Raw genomic sequence first — 21,156 nt, forward strand, 5'->3', positions numbered from 1 at the left:
TCAATGCTTTAGGATTAGTTTTATGTTTAATGTTTTCAAGGTTAAAATGCGTAATAATGATAGGTTTAAACATATTAATAAGCTAATAAAGATTAGCTTATTAATGAATGCTTATCCGATTTCACTTAATTGCTGATACAAATTATTCCTTAGATGTATTCTCCTTCCCTCATCCGCTTTACTACTGTGCTGCCTATTTGTATCAACATAAAAATAAAAGAGCATGACGTGACATATTTTCCTATATCTTTTCGGAAAGCAGATATATAGAAAAATATGTATGACAAGAAATACTAAAGATTACTTGAAGGGCGTATTAGTCCTTATGAATCTTTGTTTTCTTTCGACAAATTTCTGAGTTTTTGATATATATAAATTCAATTTGGTGAATTTAATCAAAAAAAATTATAAATCACCATTATTGAAAGCTTCTAATCTTACTGATATGCAGGTGCATTAAGTTTGAGTAAAGCAACACCCAATCAGGGCAGGTGCATACTTAAGTAGTTAAAAATGATAACTTTACATATTTTAGTTTAAGTATTGTTCTTGGATTAATCAACTACACATTTGACACTAGATCACAGTGTTATGTCTATCTTTTTTGTGGAACTTTATTTAAAAATTCACATTGATTTATACCTTTTTAAAGGAATAATCAAATTTTTGATGATCTTTAAATAAACTTGTCAACCTACCGAATAATCCCATGTTTTTTGTCCAGATAAATAAAATTTATATAAAAGTTGTATAAAGAAAAGTTTTTTATATTTAAAGATTTGAAGAAGTATTATTTATCTCTGCTTGATATTGACTGTAAATTCATATCTTTGTTACAAGAACCATATAGTAGTAACCTAAAGTCAGTGGAGCGAAAAGTTTTGCAAATGCCCCACCAATCGTGCATTTAAGCTAGGGAACACAATCTGCTGGAATTACTCGATGATCGTACTTTTCTCCTCACCCTGTTATAGGTGAACTATCCAGCGTCCGAAACCCCGATTATTTCGTTAAGTTACAAAAAGTTTCAATTTACTCAAAGTCGGAAAAATTACAAGTTTGACGTTCTACATTCCCACTTTCCCCTAGACTAGGGGCAGCAACCTTGTTCAAACTGGCTGAGGAAAGTGGACTTTGACTGAGACAAACAATTTAAGCTCTACCATCCAGAATGTCTCACGCAGGGAATTGCGAGGTTTAGTGCGGACTCAGCTGCAAATGCTCCTAGAAGCGGGAGACTTGCAGGGAGCAAAAGCTATTCTCGTACCTGTGCAGCCTGCGGATATTGCCGAGGCGATTGAGGGTTTGCCAGAAGCAATGCACGCTTTGGCTTTTCGCTTGCTTTTTAAAGATGAGGCAATCGAAGTTTATGAATATCTCGACTACAGTGTTCAAGAACAGTTAATCGACGAACTTAAAAGCCAGGAAGTCCGCGATATTGTCGATCAAATGTCGCCAGATGACCGAGCTAGGTTATTTGATGAATTATCAGCAAAAGTCGTCAATCGCCTGCTAGAACAACTGAGTCCAGCAGAACGTCAAGCTACAGCCCAACTATTGGGTTATGAAGCTGATACTGCTGGGCGAATCATGACGCTAGAGTTAATCTCGCTGAAAGAAAACTTTACAGTATCTCAAGCCCTAGAGCGAATTCGCAACTTTGCTAATGCCAGTGAGATGATTTATTATCTTTATGTCACTGATGCAGAAAGGCGCTTAACGGGGATTGTCTCGTTACGGGAGTTGGTCACGTCTGAGCCTGAGCAAATTATTGGCGAAATTATGACCCGTGATGTGGTGTTTGTCCACACTGATACAGACCAGGAAGAAGTTGCAAGATTAATCCAAAGATATGACTTTCTGGCTGTGCCTGTGGTAGATCGGGAACAGCGTCTAGTAAGTATTGTTACCGTGGATGATGTGATTGATATTCTGCAACAGGAAACCACCGAGGATATCTATGCCTTGGGTGGTGTGCAGTCGGGGGGCGACAATTATTTTCAGATGAATTTACTGGAAATTGCTCGGAAGCGGGTCGTGTGGTTATTGGTCTTACTTGTAACCAATACCATCACAGGAACAATTATTAAGTCGCAAGAAGATATGTTGGCAAAAGTGGTGACACTGACAGCGTTTATGCCGTTGCTGACTGGTACTGGTGGTAATGTGGGTGCCCAGTCTTCCACAGTCGTGATTCGTGGGATGAATACCGATGAAATCCGATCGCTTGGGGCATTGCAGGTAATCGGCCGGGAGGCGATGGCTGGGGTATTATTGGGAGGAATGTCAGGTACGATCGCTACTGTCTGGGCTTATTTTCTCCAAGGAAGATTAGAAGTTGCGATCGCTGTAGGCGCTAGTCTGGTAGCGATTTCTATTTTAGCTTCTATTTCTGGTTCAGCATTACCGTTTCTATTTCGCTACCTTCGTTTAGATCCGGCATTAATGTCAGCACCATTTATTACCACAGCAGTTGATGTTGTTGGCGTTTTAATTTACTTCAATTTGGCGCGGGTAATTTTAAAATTATGAATTATGAGTTATAAGTTAAATATTTTTTTAATTCAAAACTCCTAACTCCTAACTCCTCACTGCTCACTCCTAACTTTTACAATTCTGATTCCGTATCTGGAGCAACAATTTCGCCAGTACCCAATTGTAATATCGCGTCCTGGTCAGTAATCAATCCGCTGAGTTCCTTCACTTGTAAATTCATTTCTTCACAAGCTTGTCTCAGTTCTCGTGCAAATTTGTTGAGGTCTTGACCATAGCCACATTGATAAGCAGCAGTTTCAATTCCTTCCTTGGCATTTGCTCTAGCACAATCTACTAGTTCCGTGCCATGCAGGGGTGTAGGAGATGCCATAGACGTAGTTATTATTTCTTAAATGTTTACTGCTAGACAGATTATCAATATTTCCACATTGACTCATCCCTCCAATGGAAGACAATTAGGGTCAATCAATTTTGGATTTTAGACTTCGGCTTATCTCGACTTACTTCGGCTGCGCTCAGTACAAGTCGCTCAGTATAAGTCGCTTAGTACAAGTCGCTCAGTCGAACGATTTTAGATTTTGGATTGACCCCAGCAATCAAGTCAGGCGATGCACTGAGCGTAGCCGAAGTGGGCAAGTCAATTAATGCAAGGATTTTGGATAATAGAATTATACTCGCGTTTCAATTCGGGGGCAACTCTACCAGACGCGCAAGGGACAAACATGCATTAAATAATGGATCTCAAAAATCTTCTCTACGAGAAGCTCCGCCAACAATTCCATTATCCAAAATTTAAACATTGTAAATTCGGTAGAGTTAGGAGTTAAAAGTTAAAAATTTATAACTCTAAATTTCAAATGCCAACTTGGGTTTTTGAATTTGGGATTAAAGGAAAAACCTAAAATCCCAAATTGAATGACTCCTAACTATTTTACTTAACCATTGACAACTTCTCCACCATTGACATGTAACACTTGACCAGACATATAAGAAGCATCATCAGAGGCTAAAAATACGTAGCTAGGAGCAACTTCTTCTGGTTGTCCTGCTCGTTCCATTGGTACTTGTTTGCCAAAAATTTCAACTTTATCTTCGGGGAAAGTTGAGGGAATTAAAGGTGTCCAAATAGGTCCTGGTGCAACAGCATTAACTCGAATCTTTTTTGACATCAAATTTTGTGATAAAGAACGAGTAAAGGCAACGATCGCACCTTTTGTGGAAGAATAATCTAGTAGTTCTGGGTTACCTTTATAAGCTGTTACTGATGTGGTATTGATGATAGAACTACCTGCTTGTAAATGCTTGAGTGCAGCTTTAGTCATGAAAAACATCGAGAATATATTAGTCCGGAAAGTGCGCTCTAATTGTTCTTTGGTGATTTCCTCAATACTTTCTTGAGGATGTTGTTCGGCGGCATTGTTGATCAGAATATCAAGTTTACCAAACTCACCAACTGTTTGTTGGATAGCTTGCTGACAAAAAGTTTCATCGCCAATATCGCCTGCGATAGTTACTGCACGACGCCCTTGTTTTTCTACTAAATGTTTTGTTTCTTTGGCATCGTCGTGTTCATTCAAGTAAAGGATCGCCACATCTGCACCTTCTTTAGCAAATGCGATCGCTACAGCACGACCAATACCACTATCTGCACCCGTAATTAATGCTACTTTATCTTTTAACTTGCCACTACCCTGATACTGGGCATCATCTGCTTTGGGTTTTGGTGTCATTTCTGATTCAACACCTGGTGTTTGCTGTTCCTGTGGCGGTTGTAATTTTTTCTCTTTTGATTTAGGCATAGGTTTTGTCTTGGTAATTGAATATTGAATATTGAATTGGGCATGGGGCATTGGTTATTCCCCGTGTTCTCCTTGTTTCCTTCATCCCAGCAATTCTCATTCCAAAACTAAACCTCGGATAGAATTTTCGATCCAAGGTTTGTTTTTTGCTTTGGCTCCCACATGCCATTTGCAATTTTAGGCGTTTATACACCCCAATAGTTGCTAAACGTACTTATTGCTGGCAACTACACGCAGCTTAGATCATTTATCTTCACAGTTGATACACGCTATGAAGCTGATAACGAAAAATAAGTACACAACTTTCATCTGATGAAGGATTTCTCGTTTTCACCTGCTTTCAAGTTAACTATTATATTGCTCTACTTTATCGCTCCTGAGAGGTAAAAAAACTGAAATTTACTCAACCTGAAGACGGAGAATCAATTAAATAAGTGAGAGTAACTTAATTAGTTTATAATCATCTCTATCGGCTCAATAATCGTGCCATTTTCGATAAATGAAAATAAAGATTTCAATGAAAATAAAGATTTATACTTTCTCACTTCGTCTTTGCAAAAACACCTACCTTTATACCATCAATTTTCGTTAATTTTAATATTTATTTTGGCTGATATCTGCATAGCTATTTTCTTGCAAACTAAACTCCTTACAAAAGTATCTGACGACTAGTCCTGAAACTAATAATCCAAAAGCCTGCATGGTGCGCTACATTGAAATCATTTGAGGGCTGGGGTTATGGCAATAGAAAATATTTCTGAGTTAGAACAAGTTGAAAAGTTTCGCAACTTACAATTAACTCTACGCGATCGCTGGAAAACGAGCGAGCTATTTGACAATAGTGAAGCAGATATTTTAATTATTCCCTCTCTGAGTATCGACCAGGGCGAACTCCAAAAGATCGAAGGCTGCGAGCATTATGAAGAAAGATTACTATTTTCCTTGATCCGGTTGCAGAATCCCCGGACTCGGCTGATCTATGTGACATCAGTACCACTGCATCCTAGTATCATTGATTATTACTTGCAACTTTTGCCAGGAATTCCCTTTTCTCATGCTCGCAATCGCTTGCTGCTACTTTCTACTTACGATTCCTCTCTTAAGCCTCTAAGCCAAAAGATTTTAGAACGCCCCCGCCTGCTAGAGCGGATTCATCAAGCTTTGAGGCTAGACAAATCGTTTATGATCTGCTACAACTCTACGCAGTGGGAAGGCGAGTTGTCTGTAAAATTAGGTGTACCACTGTATGCTGCTGCACCAGATTTACAGATTTGGGGGACAAAAAGTGGCAGTCGGCAAATCTTTGCCGAAAGTGGAGTACCTTATCCAGATGGCTGCGAAAAAGTTTGGAACCACACAGATCTGGCAGAAGCTACTAGTGATTTGTGGGAACGCCAACCAACATTAAAACGGGTAGTAGTGAAACTCAACGAAGGCATTTCTGGAGAAGGGAATGCGCTGCTAGACTTTAGACCAATTGAGAATGTCGCTCCAGGCAAAGGAACTCGGGCCCAAAGGGTAGCAGCAATTAGCGATCGCTTCTCAACAATGCGCTTTCAAGCAAAACAAGAGACTTGGGATCATTTTTCCGGAAGAATCCCTGAGTTAGGGGCGCTCGCTGAAGCATTTGTGGAAGGGGAAATTAAGCGATCGCCCAGCGTCCAAGGAAGGATCACACCCAATGGCGAAGTGGAAATCCTTTCAACCCACGACCAAATTCTCGGAGGACCAGACGGTCAGATTTATCTTGGTTGTCGCTTCCCAGCTGATGAAAGCTATCGGTTGCAATTACAGCAATTGGGATTACAAGTTGGCAGAAAACTAGCAGAGAAAGGTACTTTAGAACGATTTGGATTAGATTTTATCGCCGTTGACAAGGGTAACGGAGAGTGGGATATTCAGGCGATCGAAATTAACCTGCGTAAAGGCGGCACGACTCATCCATTCATGACCCTGAAATTATTAACAAACGGTCGCTATGACCTTTCCACGGGTTTATTTTATACTCAGCAAGGTCGTCCAAAATACTACACCGCCACTGATAATCTGCAAAAAGAGCGCTACCAGGGATTATTACCGAATAATTTGATGGATATCATTGCTGAACACAGATTGCACTTTGACAGCTGTAGTGAAACGGGCACAGTGTTTCATCTTATAGGTTGTCTTTCGCAGTTTGGCAAGTTGGGATTAACCAGCATCGGTGATTCCCCGCAGCAGGCACAAGACATTTATAACAAAGTTATCAAAGTTCTGGATGAAGAAACCCGCAGCAACAATCAGAATTTATCGGCGTTTTCAGATTATTCTTTTCCCGTGGCTTGGGATGAATATAGTTAATAAATGTCGTTTGCAACATTCTTTAACCCCCTTATTTAAGGGATCGCCGTAGACGGGGGGATCTTAACCGAACCGGATTGCGATGCCGAAGGCGGTTCGCTTCGCGACCATCGCATTGGCTTGGCTATACAAAGGTAGTCAAAGGCTTCTGGCAGGGTAGTTAGCCTGCGCGGACTAAGGAAAAATTCAGGGCTTGAATTTGCCTCGTGTAGACGGGCCAGTGCATTGGGGAGCCAGCGCGGTCCATTGGTGTCAACTTAAGCTCAAACCCTTTTAAAAACCTCGTTTCCAGCCTCTGGCTGGAAATGCTCTTCAATTGCGGCTCTACCGCTAGTCTTGAGGCAGAATCGGATAGCTCTACTTCTACCCATTGCGGTGGGTTTAAGTAACTAGCCGTTTAGGATGCGTCAGAAACCTCGCCCATCTTCTTAGATGAGCGGGGTAGTTCATTGCTAATTAGCTAATTAGTTCTGAATCCGTTCCTTATTAGGTAAACCTTGCTGATTGCTTGGCTGTTTACGAGATTGAAATTGAGTATATATATAGGTTACTAATGCTAAAGTCAGCCCAATAGCTAAGACCACTCCCAGGATTCGCAAGAAATTGGGAGTAATTCTCCTAGCTAGCTGCTCGTTTAGCTTTGGTTGGTAAATAGTGTCATCCGTTCGCACTTGTGGTCTGCCTTGATTAGATGCAGGTCGCGGTTGATACAACGTCACATCTGGCGGCACTTGTGGTCTGCCTTGATTAGATGCAGGTCGCGGTTGAAACAACGTCTTATCTGGCGGCACTTGTTGCCCGCCTTGATTAGATGCAGGTCGCGGTTGAAACAACGTCTTATCTGGTGGCACTTGTGGTTTGCCTTGATTAGATGCAGGTCGCGGTTGATACAACGTCTTATCTGGTGGCACTTGTTGCCCACCTTGATTAGATGCAGGTCGCGGTTGATACAACGTTACATCCTGTTTGCTAGCGTTCGGATTATTCACAGGACTCTGTTGATTTTGCTCAACTGGGTTAAACTGTCTCGGAATAGTTTCGTTATTTGAACCTTGATTGTGCCCAGTCTGAAGGGGAGGAACGCTTGACTCAGGTTGGTTTTGCTCAATCGGGTTAAACTGTCTCGGAACGGTTTCGTTATTTGAATCTTGATTGGATGCAGATTGGGGGCGAATAATGGTGTCGTCGTTCGATTGTCTCGGAACAGTTTCGTGATTTGAACCTTGATTGTACTCAGATGGAGGACGAATAATGGTGTCGTCGTTCGATTGTCTCGCAACAGTTTCGTGATTTGAACCTTGATTATACGGAGATGGAGGACGCAGAATGGTGTCGTCGTTCGATTGTCTCGGAACAGTTTCGTGATTTGAACCTTGATTGTAAGGAGGTTGCGATTGCCCAGTAATCTCTTCCGGTGGAGTAGTCCCTGTGACAAATTTGGCAGCAGCTTGCAAAGCCTGATTCAGTTCTTCTACTGTTGCAAATCGGTTAGCTGGGTTCTTGTGGAGGCATTTCATCACCACCGCTTCTATTTGTACGGGTAAATTCTCACACCCTGGTTGCGATCGCAGTGGTTTCGGTGGCTCATAAGCATGAGCTAATACCCAAGAAGCTTCACTGATATGACTACCCTTAATGCTAATTCCAAATGGGTCGGCTGCACTCAGCATTTCATAAAGGATAATCCCTAAGCTGTAAATATCACCTCTAGCGTCTAGGTTTTTATCGCTTTGGATTTGTTCAGGAGGTGCGTAACGAAATGTCCCGATAAATGTACTAGTTATATTTGTAATGTTGGAATTTTCTAAAGATTCACTCCGAATTTTGGCAACACCAAAATCCAAAACCTTTACCCACTCTCCCAAATCTGTAGGCACTAAAAATATATTATCTGGTTTCAGGTCACGATGAACTACCTGAATATGTTCAGTAGTTTTTCCGCCATCCCGTTGGAGAGTAACTCCTTGATGGGCAAGCTGTAGACCCTTGCAAACTTGCGCCATAATCTTCACCGTCCGCTCAACAGGTAGCCGCTTTTCGCGCAGCAGTAGTTGTCCGAGCGTTTGCCCCCGCAAATATTCCATTACGTAAAATGGAAAACCTTCTGGGGTGACTCCACAGTCACTAATCTTAACAATGTGGTCACTTTGCAAAGCAGCACAAACTGCCACCTCACGCTCAAAACGCTTTCTCATTTCTTGCGATGCCACCAGCGTATCTTTGAGCAACTTCAACGCTACCTGCTGACCTACACGGGTGTCCGTTGCCAGGAAGACTTCTCCCATGCCACCCCCGCCTAACCGTCTGTCTAAACGATATCGCTGATTATCACCTACGAAACGACCAATCCAAGAATTTGAAGAAGGTGGGGATTTCATCTGGGCAACCCATCCTAGTTACTTTAAAGTGTTAGCTTTAGTCAGAGATAGTACTAGTATTACAAATATAAGTGCTTGCTTCGTAAACTAAATATATACTCGTAATTTTTACAACTGATATTTTTAATTATACTTAGATTAACATAAAAGTAATCCTAGCAATTTGATAAAATGTTTAAAATTAAGACCGATGACAGTTGAACTTTGTTCCTGATGTTAACTTAACGCAAATTCGACGAGGGTCGTCAGCGTGACTATTTTTTACTCATTTTGAGCTATAGCAGACTCTACTCATCGAATTAAGGTTACTTTTATCTGCTAATAAGTAGTAGTGGATCAAGAAGTAATTGAGAGGTGGGATTGTTCGTAGTTTGCAGTTTATCACTAAAACGCAAATTACGAACCTAGCAAGTCAAGCTTGACACACTAGTACCGCAAGGCGGAAGTAACTCATTCAAAAGTCAAAAGTCAAAAGTATTATGGAATAAGCTCCTTAGGGATTTTAAATGGTTGCTCTATTTACGCCGTGGTGTACTAGTAGTTATTAATGTGCTTTTGTATGCCGTGCAGATAGTCTCCGTTACAGAATATTTCAAGTTTTGCAAAATATGTTTTGTCAGTTTGTTCTGACATCCATGATTGATACGTGCTATTGCCATGAGGAATGAGAATGAGTAATGTGCTCTCTATAGCCGCCGTGACAGCAGTACTAAAAGTCTTGCTGGAAAATGGTTTAGTCAGTGATCCGATCACTGCTAGTGTTGGTGATGTAATTGTAACTGCCCTACCGCCTGATCGAATTTCAGTTGAAGCTGACGCACGTGCTCAACTGAATCTCTTTCTCTATCAAGTGACGCAGAATCGAAATGTCGATTGGGTATCTCAGGAATTTCGGAGCAAGCACTCACAGATTAATGGAAAACCGCGCTCTTTGACTCCACCACTAGCTCTTGACCTTCATTACTTAATAACAGCTTACGGAGCCAAGGATTTTCAGACGGAGCTTTTACTAGGCTATGCAATGCATTTATTACACAAAACATCAGTTATTACATCTGATATTATTAAGAATACTCTGATAAATGCATCTACAACCAATACCTCAAGTGCTTTTTCGCAAGCTGTGGCAGGTATATCTGTATCTGATTTAGCTGAAGAAATTGGGCAGATAAAACTGACTCCAGAGTTTTTTAACATGGAAGAAACTTCTAAGTTATGGTCTGCTTTCCAAACGCACTATCGACCTTCAGCTACCTATCTGGCGTCAATGGTATTGATTGAGAGTAGCAATGACAAGTCTGAAGGTTTCTACATGATGCCCTTGTCTCAACCGAATATAGAGCAAGTTATGGCTCCGGCAAAGACTGATCAAATGATTGTTGCAGGCACAACATTAGTGATTCGTGGTAAGCGGTTACGCGGTAAGATCACACAAGTTCGTTTGGGTAATACGGAGACATTAATAGTACCTCAGGAAGTCAAAGAAACACAGATCAGCCTGTTAGTCCCGCCAAATTTATACGCAAGTGTGCAGAGTGTCCAAGTTGTACATCTAACAATGGGCAATGCAGGGCAAACGGATCATCTAGTTGAATCAAACGTTGCGGCTTTTGTCCTCCATCCAACAATTACAGCATTCGTCACTCAAGTGGAAAATAGCGGCGACAATTTACGCGCAGCAGAAATTACCGTTAAATTCCAGCCCAAAGTTGGTAAGGCACAGCGGGTATTTTTGTTACTCAATGAAGTGGCAGGTGATAGTCCGGTAGCTTACTCTTTCTTGGTTGCATCACGCACCGAAGATACTGATGCAATCACGATTCCTGTCAAAAATGTCAAACCAGGAACTTATATTGTCCGGGCGCAGGTAGATGGGGCACAAAGTCCACTGCACAAGAATCAGTCTGGAGAATATGATTCGCCACAGGTGACAATTCTATGAATGCTACAACAATTAATCATAATTGGAATCAGGCAAACTACCGCTATCTATCAGCAGCCCTAGCGCTGGTGTCTGGTATTTTAGAAAATTACACGGCAAGGGAGCAAAATCAACCAGAGGAGAAAAACCAAGAGTATTTACAGCAAGCGCTACAGGAAGCAGCTGCTGCTATGCCTGCACCATCAGCATTGGAGAGAGTATGCAAAATGTTTCGCCTCTCATCCTTTGAACGTGATTTGTTGCTGTTGTGTGCAGGGATGGAATTGAATGGAAATTTTGTGAAATTGTGTGCTACAATAAACGGCGATTCACAACGAGCTTACCCAACCTTGAGTTTAGCTCTGGCAGCTTTACCTCACGTCCACTGGGATGCGATCGCTCCAAATGCTCCCTTACGTCATTGGCGGTTAATTCAAATTGGTGACGGTCATTCCCTTACCCTCAGTCCCCTAAGAATTGAGGAGCGGATTTTACATTATCTCACGGGCATTCAATATCTTGACGAACGGCTAGCTGGCATCATTGAACCATTGCAAGAGGTTAGTGATTTAGTCCCCTCGCACCAAGATTTAGCAGAGCGAGTAGCAGCAGTTTGGTCACAAGCTTACAAGGTTAATAGCTTGCCAATTATCCAGTTATGTAGTAAAGAAACTGATAGCAAACGCGCCATTGCCGCCACAATTTGTCAACTCCAGGGCTTAAGCCTGTGGGTAATGCCTGCACAAGTCATTCCATTAGCATCTAGCGAGTTGGATAATCTCATCCGCCTGTGGACTCGCGAGACAATTTTAAGTAACAGTGCCTTACTTCTAGACTGCAACGAACTGGACACCAATGATCCGGCGCGGCTGAATGCGATCGCTCGTTTCATGGAATGCACAAAAGGCTTTTTAATCGTTACGAGTCGGGAACGGATAGGCTTATCACAACGCCTGGTAGTTAACTTTGACGTGCATCAACCAACTATCAAAGAACAAGGTGCAGTTTGGCAAGATGCACTAGGTGCGATGTCTGACGACAAGACGCTTCGCGTCTACGCACCGCAAATGAACGGGCAAGTTAAAACCCTAGTAGAGCAGTTTAACCTAAGTGCCGCAACTATTCGCGCTGCTTGTGTAGAAGCCGCAGGACAATTAGCACAAACACCAGAAAAAGATATCACTAGCATTTTATGGGATGCCTGCCGGGTGCAAGCACGTCCCCGCTTGGATGAACTCGCCCAGCGAATTGAGCCATCTGGTGATTGGGAGGACTTAGTATTACCAGACGCACAGAAACAAGTTCTCCGGGACATTGCGGCTCATGTCCGTCAACGAAGTACTGTATATAACAATTGGGGCTTTGGTGGCAAGAGTGCGCGGGGATTGGGAATCAGCGCTCTATTTGCAGGTGCTAGTGGCACAGGTAAAACCTTGGGGGCAGAAGTGCTGGCCCAGAAATTGCGCCTCGACCTTTATCGTATTGACTTATCATCGGTAGTCAGCAAATATATTGGGGAGACAGAGAAGAATTTGCGCCGGGTGTTTGATGCCGCAGAACAAGGCGGCGTGATTTTGTTATTTGATGAAGCTGATGCTTTATTTGGCAAACGCAGTGAAGTCAAAGATGCCCGCGATCGCTATGCCAACATCGAAGTCAGCTATCTATTGCAACGCATGGAAAGCTACCCAGGTTTAGCAGTGCTGACTACTAATCTGAAGAGTTCAATTGATACAGCCTTTCTGCGGCGGATTCGCTTCGTAGTGCAGTTCCCCTTCCCAGATACAACACAACGAGCACAGATTTGGCGACGCGTCTTTCCAGCCGACACCCCAACCGCAGACTTAGATGCTCTGCAATTGGCACGGCTAAATGTCGCTGGGGGTAATATCCGTAACATAGCCTTAAATGCAGCTTTTATAGCTGCCGATGCTGGGGAACCAGTGCAGATGAAACATGTGTTGCGGGCTGCTCAGGCAGAATATACCAAGTTAGAGAAACCTTTAACTGACGCGGAAGTTGGGGGGTGGATGTGATTTGAAATCAACTTAGTATTAGAATTGTCGGGAAATAAATCATAAATGGGTTTATCGTCGCCCGATTAACCGCATCTGCTTCCTCACACCCACTTTAAACGCTGTGAATGATTGAGCAGCGATCAATCTTTGCTGTTTATCTCCTTAAACTAAGACAACTAAACAGATCACTTGCTGTTTATTTCCCATTATTAGTAGCATCGGCAGCAATCTGTCCATCTTCTGTACTAAAATTATGGTGCAAGACTAGAAAAAATATCTGCTTGTAACAATACCTTGGGTTAAGGCTAAAACCCTATTATCAAAGTCAATTTTTTAACGTAGACGCTCTTAGCGGTGAGCCAGTCCGGTGGACGAGTTCACCGGCATAAAGGAACTGGGGAACCCGCAGGATACCGCACAACTCTACCAGAGGCTTCTCTACCAAAGGCTTCGCCAACGCCAACGCGCAGCGTCTCCAAGAGTTGGCGTTGGCGAAGCCAGTACGTTCTGAGCTTCATGAAAGAGGTATCTGGCTAATTTTCAACGTGTAGGCTGGTGATTTTTTCACCGCAGACATATCCGGTAGAGTGACAAATAAATTCTGTCCGCACTGTTGCCACTTAAGTTTACCTGTTGCCCCTAGCATTGTAATCTTTGCATTTTTCGGCAGAATTAGTCCTGGGATTGTCAGCGTCTGACTCATCGGAGTATCAAGCAAGATAGCATACAAATTACCTTTGTTTGTGGTGTAGCGCACTCGGATACCTTGAGTAGATACATCTTCTGAACGTATCCAATAGCGCGAGCCAAAGATGGCTTCACCATTTACATCTAGCCACTTACCTAAGCCGAGCAACCGTTCAGTTTGCAGTTTGGAGATTGAACCATCGGCATTTGGACCAATGTTGAGCAGTAGGTTGCCGTTTTTACTAACAATATCAACGAATGAATCAACCAGTTCATCTACTGAAATCATGTTCAAGTCGGTATCATTCTGGTTGTAACCAAACGAGTAACCTAAACCCCTTGTGCTTTCCCATTTCTTTGGTTCGATTTTTTTGAGTTGACTATATTCAGGTGTGGAGAAGTCGAAGTGTAAACCGAATTGCCCATTTAAGTCAAAGCGGTCATTAACGACACCGTTAGGTACGTGATTGTAAAAGTAAGCCATAATCCCGTTCGCCTGACCAACAGGGTAGCCAAGGTCATTCCATAAGATAGATGGCTGATAGCGGTCAATGAGTTCGCGCCAGTGAGCGTTAGCATATTCAGCGTAAGCTTTTTCTTGGATAATAGCTGCGATCAAGGTGTTAAAGTCTGTCACCGTTGTGTCTTGTTTAGACCAATCAATACCGCCGGAGTAGTACAGACCCATACGCATACCTTGTTTACGAACTGCTTGTGTCAGTTCGCCTACAATATCCCGCGCCGCCACTCGTCCTGACTGGTTTGTGGTTTTGCTAGGCCATAAGAGGAAGCCATCATGATGTTTGGTCGTCAGCACAACGTACCGCGCACCTACTTGAGAAAACAGTTTTGCCCATTGAGATGGATTCCACCTTGTGATGGCTGCATTGAAGGTGGGAATGAAGTCGTCATAGGTGAAATTTTTACCGTAGGTTGCACGGTGATACTTATAGGTGTCACTGCCCTCAAGTTTCATGGAGTTGTAGTACCATTCAGCATAAGGGTTGTGCTGGAACCAATATTCCCAACCGCGTTCTGCAACTACCTTGTTCTGTTCACCAGTGAGTGGTGCCCAACCAGGTACGGAGTACACGCCCCAGTGAATGAAAATGCCGAGTTTAGCATCTTTGAACCACTCTGGAACTTCATGCTTTGATAGCGACTCATTTGTTGGTTTATATATTTGTTCTGCAAAGGCAGTAGAGGCTGTCAGATTCAAAAAGCTACTTAGGAATCCTGTAACAATTAGTATAAATAGTAAAAGCCTAAACATCAGAATGCTCCTGACTGAGGGATATATAATTTTACAACTGGATCTCGTCAGCAGCAATTAAGCGTTTAAAAGTATCACCAGGGAGAATGCATTGCAAACCCCATTTAGAACTGTCCGTTGGCTCATTTTGAGATGACAAGAGGAATTAATGTCTTGAGGGAAAAGGAATAAGGCGACTGTAGCAACTCAATCGCACTACTAGCACCAATTCCCGGTAGTCTGGAGGACATCTTCTTGAGACGGGTACAAAATTTGATGTTTTTCTTGATGCGGCACTCACGAAGTGCGGTATTTAAGTTAGCACAACTTGAAGCGTTTCTTGCAAATCTAACTGTAACTGCGAGTGAGCATTGCCGCTATTAATGGCAATTTCTACCCAGCCATGACTGCCAACTAAAGCTATTATCTCTCCTACGTTGACATCACTGTAAGTTTCACAGCCTGGTATACTCAACCCAGCAGCTTGCACACACCAAGTTTTGCCTTGTACGTAACTCTCTGCAATGTTACTCACTAAGTTGCCAAAATTGTCAATATATTGAATGCAACCCACTATGCCAGTGGTTGTCTGCTTGCACTCGCCTATATTCAGCTTTACCAAACTTGCTGGATCAATTTCTTGTCCTAGCTGTTTGAGGGAAACACCACTAGCAAGATTAGCTGCCACTGGTGCAAAGATATCTCTACCGTGAAAAGTCTTGCTTGGTTGAGCAGTTCGCCAATAGTTAAGATTTGTGAGTTCAACGGCTGTGATCGCTGGACTTTGACTAAGTACCCCACTAAAGATACCATTATCTGGGCCTACCAGAAACCCTTGAGCAAATTCTACTGCGATCGCTCGTCGCTTGCTTCCCACACCCGGATCTACTACTGCCAGATGCACTGTCCCAACTGGGAAATAGGGATAAGCATTCATCAAGCAAAACCTGGCTGCGGCGATGTCTTGCGGCGGAATTTGGTGCGTTAAGTCTACCACCGTCAGTCTGGGGTTGAGTTGGGCGATGACTCCCTTGATTATGCCTACATAAACATCGCGATCGCCGAAATCGCTCAACAAAGTCATGAGGGGTTGTTGATCTATCTGGTTCTTAGACATGTTTTTGCTAAAACATATATTAAAATAGAATTTTCTGTAGCAAAAGCTACAAAATGTATGTTATGTTAAGGATATAAGATATAAAACAAAAAATTAAACAGGGTAATCACTATGAATCAAAGTAGACTACAAAGTGCCAGGAAATCACGAGAAGCTCACAGAGAGAATATTCAAAAAAGCCTAGAGCATCGCTTGCAAGTAGCCAGAGCAAAAGGCGACGAACAACTGATTCGTCAACTGGAAGCTGAGATGAGGTATTCCAGCTAAATCAAGTTTTCAATGTTCTTAGTTTGTTGTGTAACCCGCTACGGCGGGTTTTTTTTAGGTGGTTTTCTGGCAATTTCGCTTTCAGAGCATTTTTCAATTAATTGGACTACATCACTCTCTATCTTCACACTTCTGGTTCAACACCTAAGGCTCGTAACTGTGCTGCCAACCGTTCAGCCCGTTGCAGGGCAGTTTCTTTAGCTTCTCGCTCTTGTTCGGCTCGTTCTGCACCAGTAGGAATCACATTACCTTCAGCGTCACACCACCGCAACCAAACATCTCGCTTACCTTCATATACGCCTTCCCACAGACATAAACCTAACTCAACTTCAGTCAGCCATTGCTCGCTTGTAGCTATAGTGCATTAGAAATTGTCAGGTAGCCAATTTCTGGCGGTTGCTGCAAAATTTTTTCTGCAAGTATCTCACGCCCAATTTCATCTAATGGAAAATTGCGTTCCTCTAAAAATGCTATTACATCTTCTTTATTGCCATTACGGCGTAGGATTTCTCTTAGCCCGTAAGTTGTTTGATAATCTCCAGTTCTTTCTCTTGATACAAAGGCAATATTCTGGAATTTTAAATTAGCAGTACGAGAGCTATGCTTATCAATCTTTTCATATGCCAATATCAGCAGATGATAGCCCAATCCATACACCTTTTGACTAGCATTACGAAAGGGGCAAGAAGATTGGGGCTGACGAATTGATGTCACTTTTAAATCAACTTCTAATCCGGGAAAATCAATTCCTAAAGCAGCACTACCAAGGATGTATTCATACTTTGTAGACAAATCTTGATTAAAAGTAAACTCAACATATGTTCCTACTGCTTTGCCATCTGTAACCCCGTACAAATTAGGAATCGGTGTTGCACTAAGTACAACACAAAAATCTCGTGCAGCAGTTTTGAGGAAAGATAAGGTTAGCACTTCCATTTTTTAAATAGCCAAAGTTAATTGTTGCCAACCAGATTTACTCAATTCAAAGTTTCTTTGACCAATTCTTTTGCACACCCACTCTACACAAGCTGGTACAATTGCATTCCCAAATAATGCGTATTGATCGTAAGTTCTGGCAACTTGACACCAATCATCAGGAAAACCCATAAGTCGGGCATATTCAGTATTAGTTAAACGTCGAAATTTATCGTCTACTTGGTAGCGTTCATAATGCCTTGATGTTGAGGCAGTCAATGTTGATGCAATGCCATTAGTTCCGAATATGGTATAACCAAGTCTCGCGCCTCCATCTTGATTGTACAAAATTTCAACTCCATTACAATAACGATTTACAGGCTTACTTTGCTTAATCCGCTCCAATGTATCGGCAGTAAAATCAAACTGGGTGTCTACCATTGACTCATCCTGAAGAATATCCTGAAGCCTCTTTCTCGGCTTGATGTTAGGCAATGATGAAATATTTTGAGTGAACATCTGATTTTTATAGGCAATTCCCCAATTATCGTTTTTCCTTTTCATCGTCATAATTGGCAACATGTATTTTACCAATGGAGCTTCGAGATTTGGCAGTAAAATATTGTCTTCTTTAGTTAAAAAAACTGAGAGCTTTTCTAAACTATTAGGGACTATATCTGTTGAGTTTAATTTTGTGCCAAAAATAAAAATTCTATCTCTATTTTGAGGGATACCAAAGCTCAGGGGGCTAATTATTCGCCATTCGAGAAAATAATCTAATTCAGAAAGTGCATTTAAAATTAATCTAAAATGATAGCCGTTTTCCATCGTCAAAAGTCTTTTTACATTTTCCAAAAAAAAGTATTTTGGCTGCTTCTGGTCTAATATTTCTATAATGCGCTCAAATAGTGTTCCCCTAACTATATCTCTCACGCCAAGTTTTTTACCAGCAGGACTAAAAGGTTGACAAGGGAAGCCAGCAGTTAAAATATCATGATTGGGAATATCTAAGATGGAGATTTCGTTGATATCGCCTAAAACAATAGAGTCTTTGCCAAAATTACTTTCATAAACTTTACAGCAAAGTTCGTTAATATCATTCGCCCATACTGTTTGAATATTTGCATTTGCCATACCCAGGCGAAAGCCACCGATCCCAGCAAAAAGCTTTAAGGCTTTGAGTTTGTTTGTTGTCATCTACAGATTTTGAAACAAGTTATGGCTGTGGACAAAGAGGTATATTATTCATTATCTTTGCCTTTTCAATTCATTTAAATGGTGGGCATTGCCCACCCTACTTAGACAATTCCCTAGTTCACTAAGACTTTGGTTTATAAGTCGAAGCAACGTGCAATTCTTTCAACTGTTTAGCATCTACACTCGAAGGTGCATCTGTTAACAAACAACGCGCTTGTTGTGTCTTCGGAAAAGCAATTACATCTCGAATGGATTCTTCTCTAGCTAACAACATCACTAAACGATCTAAACCGTAAGCGATGCCACCATGCGGCGGTGTACCATATTCAAATGCTTCTAAGAGAAAGCCAAATTTACTTTGTGCTTCTTCAGCAGATAAACCGATTGCTTCAAACACCTGCTGTTGAATTTCTCGCTGATAAATCCGCAGACTTCCACCGCCAACTTCCACGCCGTTGAGTACCAAGTCGTAAGCTTGGGCGCGTGCAGTTTTTAAGTCGCTCAAATCATCAGGATGCGGTGCTGTAAACGGGTGGTGCAGTGCTTCTAGGCGCTTTTCGTCAGCATTCCACTCGAACATTGGGAAATCTGTAATCCACAGCAAGTTGATTTTTTCTGGATCAATTAACTCAAATTCCCTAGCGATCGCTTGCCGTAATCTATCTAATGTTTTATTAACTGTAGCAGCATCACCAGCCCCAAACAACAGCAAATGTCCAGCTTTTGCATCTGTGCGGCGTAAAATTTCTTGTTTTTGTTCAACGCTGAGGTTGTCTTTTATCGCGCCAATGGTATCAATTTCGCCATCATCCCTGACGCGGATGTAAGCTAAACCTTTCGCACCGGCTTCGCTGGCTTCTTTAAATAAGTCACCGCCTGGTTTAATCCGGACATTAGAAATTACATCGTTACCGTTGGGAATGGGGAGGATTTTGACAATCCCACCATTGTTAACGGTGTCCCGAAAGACTTTGAAACTAGAGTTTTTCACAATATCTGAGACGTCAACTAATTCCAAACCATAGCGGGTATCTGGTTTATCACTACCGTAGCGTTCCATCCCTTGGACATAAGTGAGACGGGGAAAAGGGCGCTGTAACTCAATTCCTTTAACTGTTTTGAAGATATGGCAAACTAACTTCTCGTTTAGTTCGATAATTTCTTCTTGGGACATGAAGCTCATTTCCATGTCCAACTGGGTAAATTCCGGTTGTCTGTCGGCGCGTAAATCTTCATCACGAAAGCAACGGGCAATCTGATAATATCTGTCTAAGCCGGATACCATCAGCAATTGTTTAAATAGCTGGGGTGATTGCGGCAAAGCATACCACTCACCAGGATTGACGCGACTGGGTAGAACATAATCCCGCGCCCCTTCTGGGGTTGAACGGGTAAGTATTGGGGTTTCGACTTCGATAAAACCTTCCAAATCTTCCAGATAACGACGCATCGCTTTGACAATTTGATGACGCAGTTGCAAATTTTGTGCCATCCGTTCGCGTCGCAAATCTAAATAGCGATATTTCAGCCGCAAGTCTTCGCGCACTGTCTCGGTGTCAGCTACGGAAACTTGGAAAGGTAACTGTTTGCGAACAGCATTGAGGAGTTGAATTTTATCGGCGTAGATTTCCACCTCGCCTGTTGGTAGGCGGGGATTCAGGGATTCTTCGGGACGGTGCGTTACCCTACCGATGATTTCGACAACATATTCATTTCGTAGGGCGTTCGCCTGTTCGTATGAGTCTGGGGTGCGTTGCGGATCGCTGACGATTTGGACAATTCCAGAGCGATCGCGTAAATCTAAAAATATCACACCACCGTGATCGCGGCGACGGTCTACCCATCCGTAAAAGGTAACTGTTTCTCCAATATGTTCTTTTCGGAGTTCGCCGCAATAGTGAGTTCGCATAAGTGTTAGTTCTGTTTATCTGGGCTAGATTGGCAAGAAAATGTCAAAGCCTTCCCATTATCTAGCATCAATAGTAATTGTAGTAATAAACATACAATAATCTCACGCCAATTTGGCAAAGGTCGATTGGGGGAGTAGGTGAGACGCAAAAGGTGAAAGAAGACGCGATCAGGCTAAGAAATTATCAGATACTCTCACCGTGTCCCAGCACCACCATGTTTCCCATAATACAATGTTCTCATTTTTACAATATTTTTTGGGTAACTTAACTATGGAACACAACTGATAACTATTAATCACTGTCTCCATAAAAATCTTCATCTAATAACTGTTCTATCAAAAAAGGACAATCGAGAGGATATTCTGTGTCCGTTAGTTTTCTGACTCCTAATTTAGCTTTTTTACTTTCTTTGATTGCCAGTTTGCGAGCATCGGCATAGGCTTGAGAAAGGACTTCAGTAATATAGTTCTTAAAAGAAGGATTTTCTTCTAAATCCTTGTTGACTCGGAAACGATGTTCTGTGACAGAACTATACCAGCTTGTTTTCATCATCTCAGGAGCATCAGATTGAACGGTTAACTTGAGTAAATGAGCAATCAAGATTGTTAAGTTACTTATAAATGACCGTTTCTCTGACTTCCCCATGTCTTCTAATTCTACAAGCAAATGCTCCCAGTCTATATCATTAAATCGATGTTCTTTAATCTGCTCAATAATGCTTTCTCGCCACAGATTAAAATCTCGTTCATACAGTTGATTGTTCATATAACATTAAATTTTTGGCACATCTGGAAATTGTTATTTCGGAGAATAATCTAATTTTAGAGTAGCCCAGGACATGCGATCGCCAGTAGAAGAA

16 protein-coding genes are annotated in these 21,156 nt (G+C 42.1%); 5 read left to right on the forward strand and 11 right to left on the reverse strand.

Features of this window, described 5'->3' with window-relative positions:
* Nucleotides 1-1,134: 1,134 nt before the first annotated feature.
* Nucleotides 1,135-2,532 (forward strand): magnesium transporter, encoded by a 1,398-nt coding sequence (gene mgtE / locus V7K49_RS34315; RefSeq protein ID WP_335209690.1) that lies wholly within the window; start codon nt 1,135-1,137, stop codon nt 2,530-2,532.
* A gap of 76 nt (nt 2,533-2,608) precedes the next feature.
* Here mgtE and V7K49_RS34320 read toward each other — a convergent pair whose 3' ends face one another.
* Entirely contained in the window at nt 2,609-2,866 is a 258-nt protein-coding gene (locus V7K49_RS34320) for a hypothetical protein (RefSeq protein WP_273768621.1), read from the reverse strand.
* Nucleotides 2,867-3,431: 565 nt separating this feature from the next.
* Nucleotides 3,432-4,295 carry an SDR family oxidoreductase gene (locus tag V7K49_RS34325; protein WP_335209692.1) on the reverse strand — a complete coding sequence of 288 codons (864 nt, stop codon included), beginning with the start codon at nt 4,293-4,295 and terminating at the stop codon, nt 3,432-3,434.
* Nucleotides 4,296-5,033: 738 nt separating this feature from the next.
* Here V7K49_RS34325 and V7K49_RS34330 point away from each other — a divergent pair.
* Complete coding sequence (locus V7K49_RS34330; RefSeq protein ID WP_334867115.1) at nt 5,034-6,635, forward strand: peptide ligase PGM1-related protein; 1,602 nt, start codon at nt 5,034-5,036, stop codon at nt 6,633-6,635.
* Between the two features lie 464 nt (nt 6,636-7,099).
* Here V7K49_RS34330 and V7K49_RS34335 read toward each other — a convergent pair whose 3' ends face one another.
* Complete coding sequence (locus tag V7K49_RS34335) at nt 7,100-9,013, reverse strand: protein kinase domain-containing protein (protein WP_335209694.1); 1,914 nt, start codon at nt 9,011-9,013, stop codon at nt 7,100-7,102.
* Between the two features lie 670 nt (nt 9,014-9,683).
* Between V7K49_RS34335 and V7K49_RS34340 the strand changes: the two genes are divergently transcribed.
* A complete protein-coding gene (locus V7K49_RS34340; protein WP_335209696.1) occupies nt 9,684-10,955 on the forward strand; it encodes a DUF4255 domain-containing protein in 1,272 nt (423 codons plus the stop codon).
* Entirely contained in the window at nt 10,952-12,970 is a 2,019-nt protein-coding gene (locus V7K49_RS34345; RefSeq protein ID WP_335209698.1) for an ATP-binding protein, read from the forward strand. The genes V7K49_RS34340 and V7K49_RS34345 overlap by 4 nt, the downstream gene beginning before the upstream one ends.
* Before the next feature lie 359 nt (nt 12,971-13,329).
* Here V7K49_RS34345 and V7K49_RS34350 read toward each other — a convergent pair whose 3' ends face one another.
* From V7K49_RS34350 to V7K49_RS34360, 3 genes are all read right to left on the reverse strand, one after another.
* Complete coding sequence (locus V7K49_RS34350) at nt 13,330-13,470, reverse strand: hypothetical protein (protein ID WP_335209700.1); 141 nt, start codon at nt 13,468-13,470, stop codon at nt 13,330-13,332.
* Nucleotides 13,467-14,912: an alpha-L-fucosidase gene (locus V7K49_RS34355; RefSeq protein WP_335209702.1), complete on the reverse strand. Its 1,446-nt coding sequence runs from the start codon at nt 14,910-14,912 to the stop codon at nt 13,467-13,469. The genes V7K49_RS34350 and V7K49_RS34355 overlap by 4 nt, the downstream gene beginning before the upstream one ends.
* 292 nt (nt 14,913-15,204) lie before the next feature.
* Nucleotides 15,205-16,008 carry an SAM hydrolase/SAM-dependent halogenase family protein gene (locus V7K49_RS34360; protein ID WP_335209704.1) on the reverse strand — a complete coding sequence of 268 codons (804 nt, stop codon included), beginning with the start codon at nt 16,006-16,008 and terminating at the stop codon, nt 15,205-15,207.
* A 111-nt stretch (nt 16,009-16,119) separates the two neighbouring features.
* Between V7K49_RS34360 and pirA the strand changes: the two genes are divergently transcribed.
* Nucleotides 16,120-16,275, forward strand: coding sequence for an arginine synthesis PII-interacting regulator PirA (gene pirA / locus V7K49_RS34365; RefSeq protein ID WP_335209706.1), 156 nt, complete (start codon nt 16,120-16,122; stop codon nt 16,273-16,275).
* A gap of 124 nt (nt 16,276-16,399) precedes the next feature.
* On the opposite strand, the gene V7K49_RS34370 is transcribed toward pirA, so the two are convergent.
* From V7K49_RS34370 to V7K49_RS34390, 5 genes are all read right to left on the reverse strand, one after another.
* On the reverse strand, nt 16,400-16,546 hold the full coding sequence (locus tag V7K49_RS34370) for a hypothetical protein (protein ID WP_335209708.1): 147 nt from the start codon (nt 16,544-16,546) through the stop codon (nt 16,400-16,402).
* A gap of 83 nt (nt 16,547-16,629) precedes the next feature.
* Nucleotides 16,630-17,211, reverse strand: coding sequence for a restriction endonuclease (locus V7K49_RS34375; RefSeq protein ID WP_335209712.1), 582 nt, complete (start codon nt 17,209-17,211; stop codon nt 16,630-16,632).
* Between the two features lie 3 nt (nt 17,212-17,214).
* Nucleotides 17,215-18,387, reverse strand: a complete 1,173-nt coding sequence (locus V7K49_RS34380; protein WP_335209714.1) for a DNA cytosine methyltransferase — start codon at nt 18,385-18,387, stop codon at nt 17,215-17,217.
* Between the two features lie 121 nt (nt 18,388-18,508).
* Entirely contained in the window at nt 18,509-20,296 is a 1,788-nt protein-coding gene (aspS, locus tag V7K49_RS34385) for an aspartate--tRNA ligase (RefSeq protein ID WP_335209716.1), read from the reverse strand.
* Between the two features lie 292 nt (nt 20,297-20,588).
* A complete protein-coding gene (locus V7K49_RS34390; RefSeq protein ID WP_335209718.1) occupies nt 20,589-21,062 on the reverse strand; it encodes a DUF29 domain-containing protein in 474 nt (157 codons plus the stop codon).
* Nucleotides 21,063-21,156 lie beyond the last annotated feature (94 nt).

The organism is Nostoc sp., assembly GCF_036919675.1.
Classification (GTDB): Bacteria; Cyanobacteriota; Cyanobacteriia; order Cyanobacteriales; family Nostocaceae; genus Nostoc.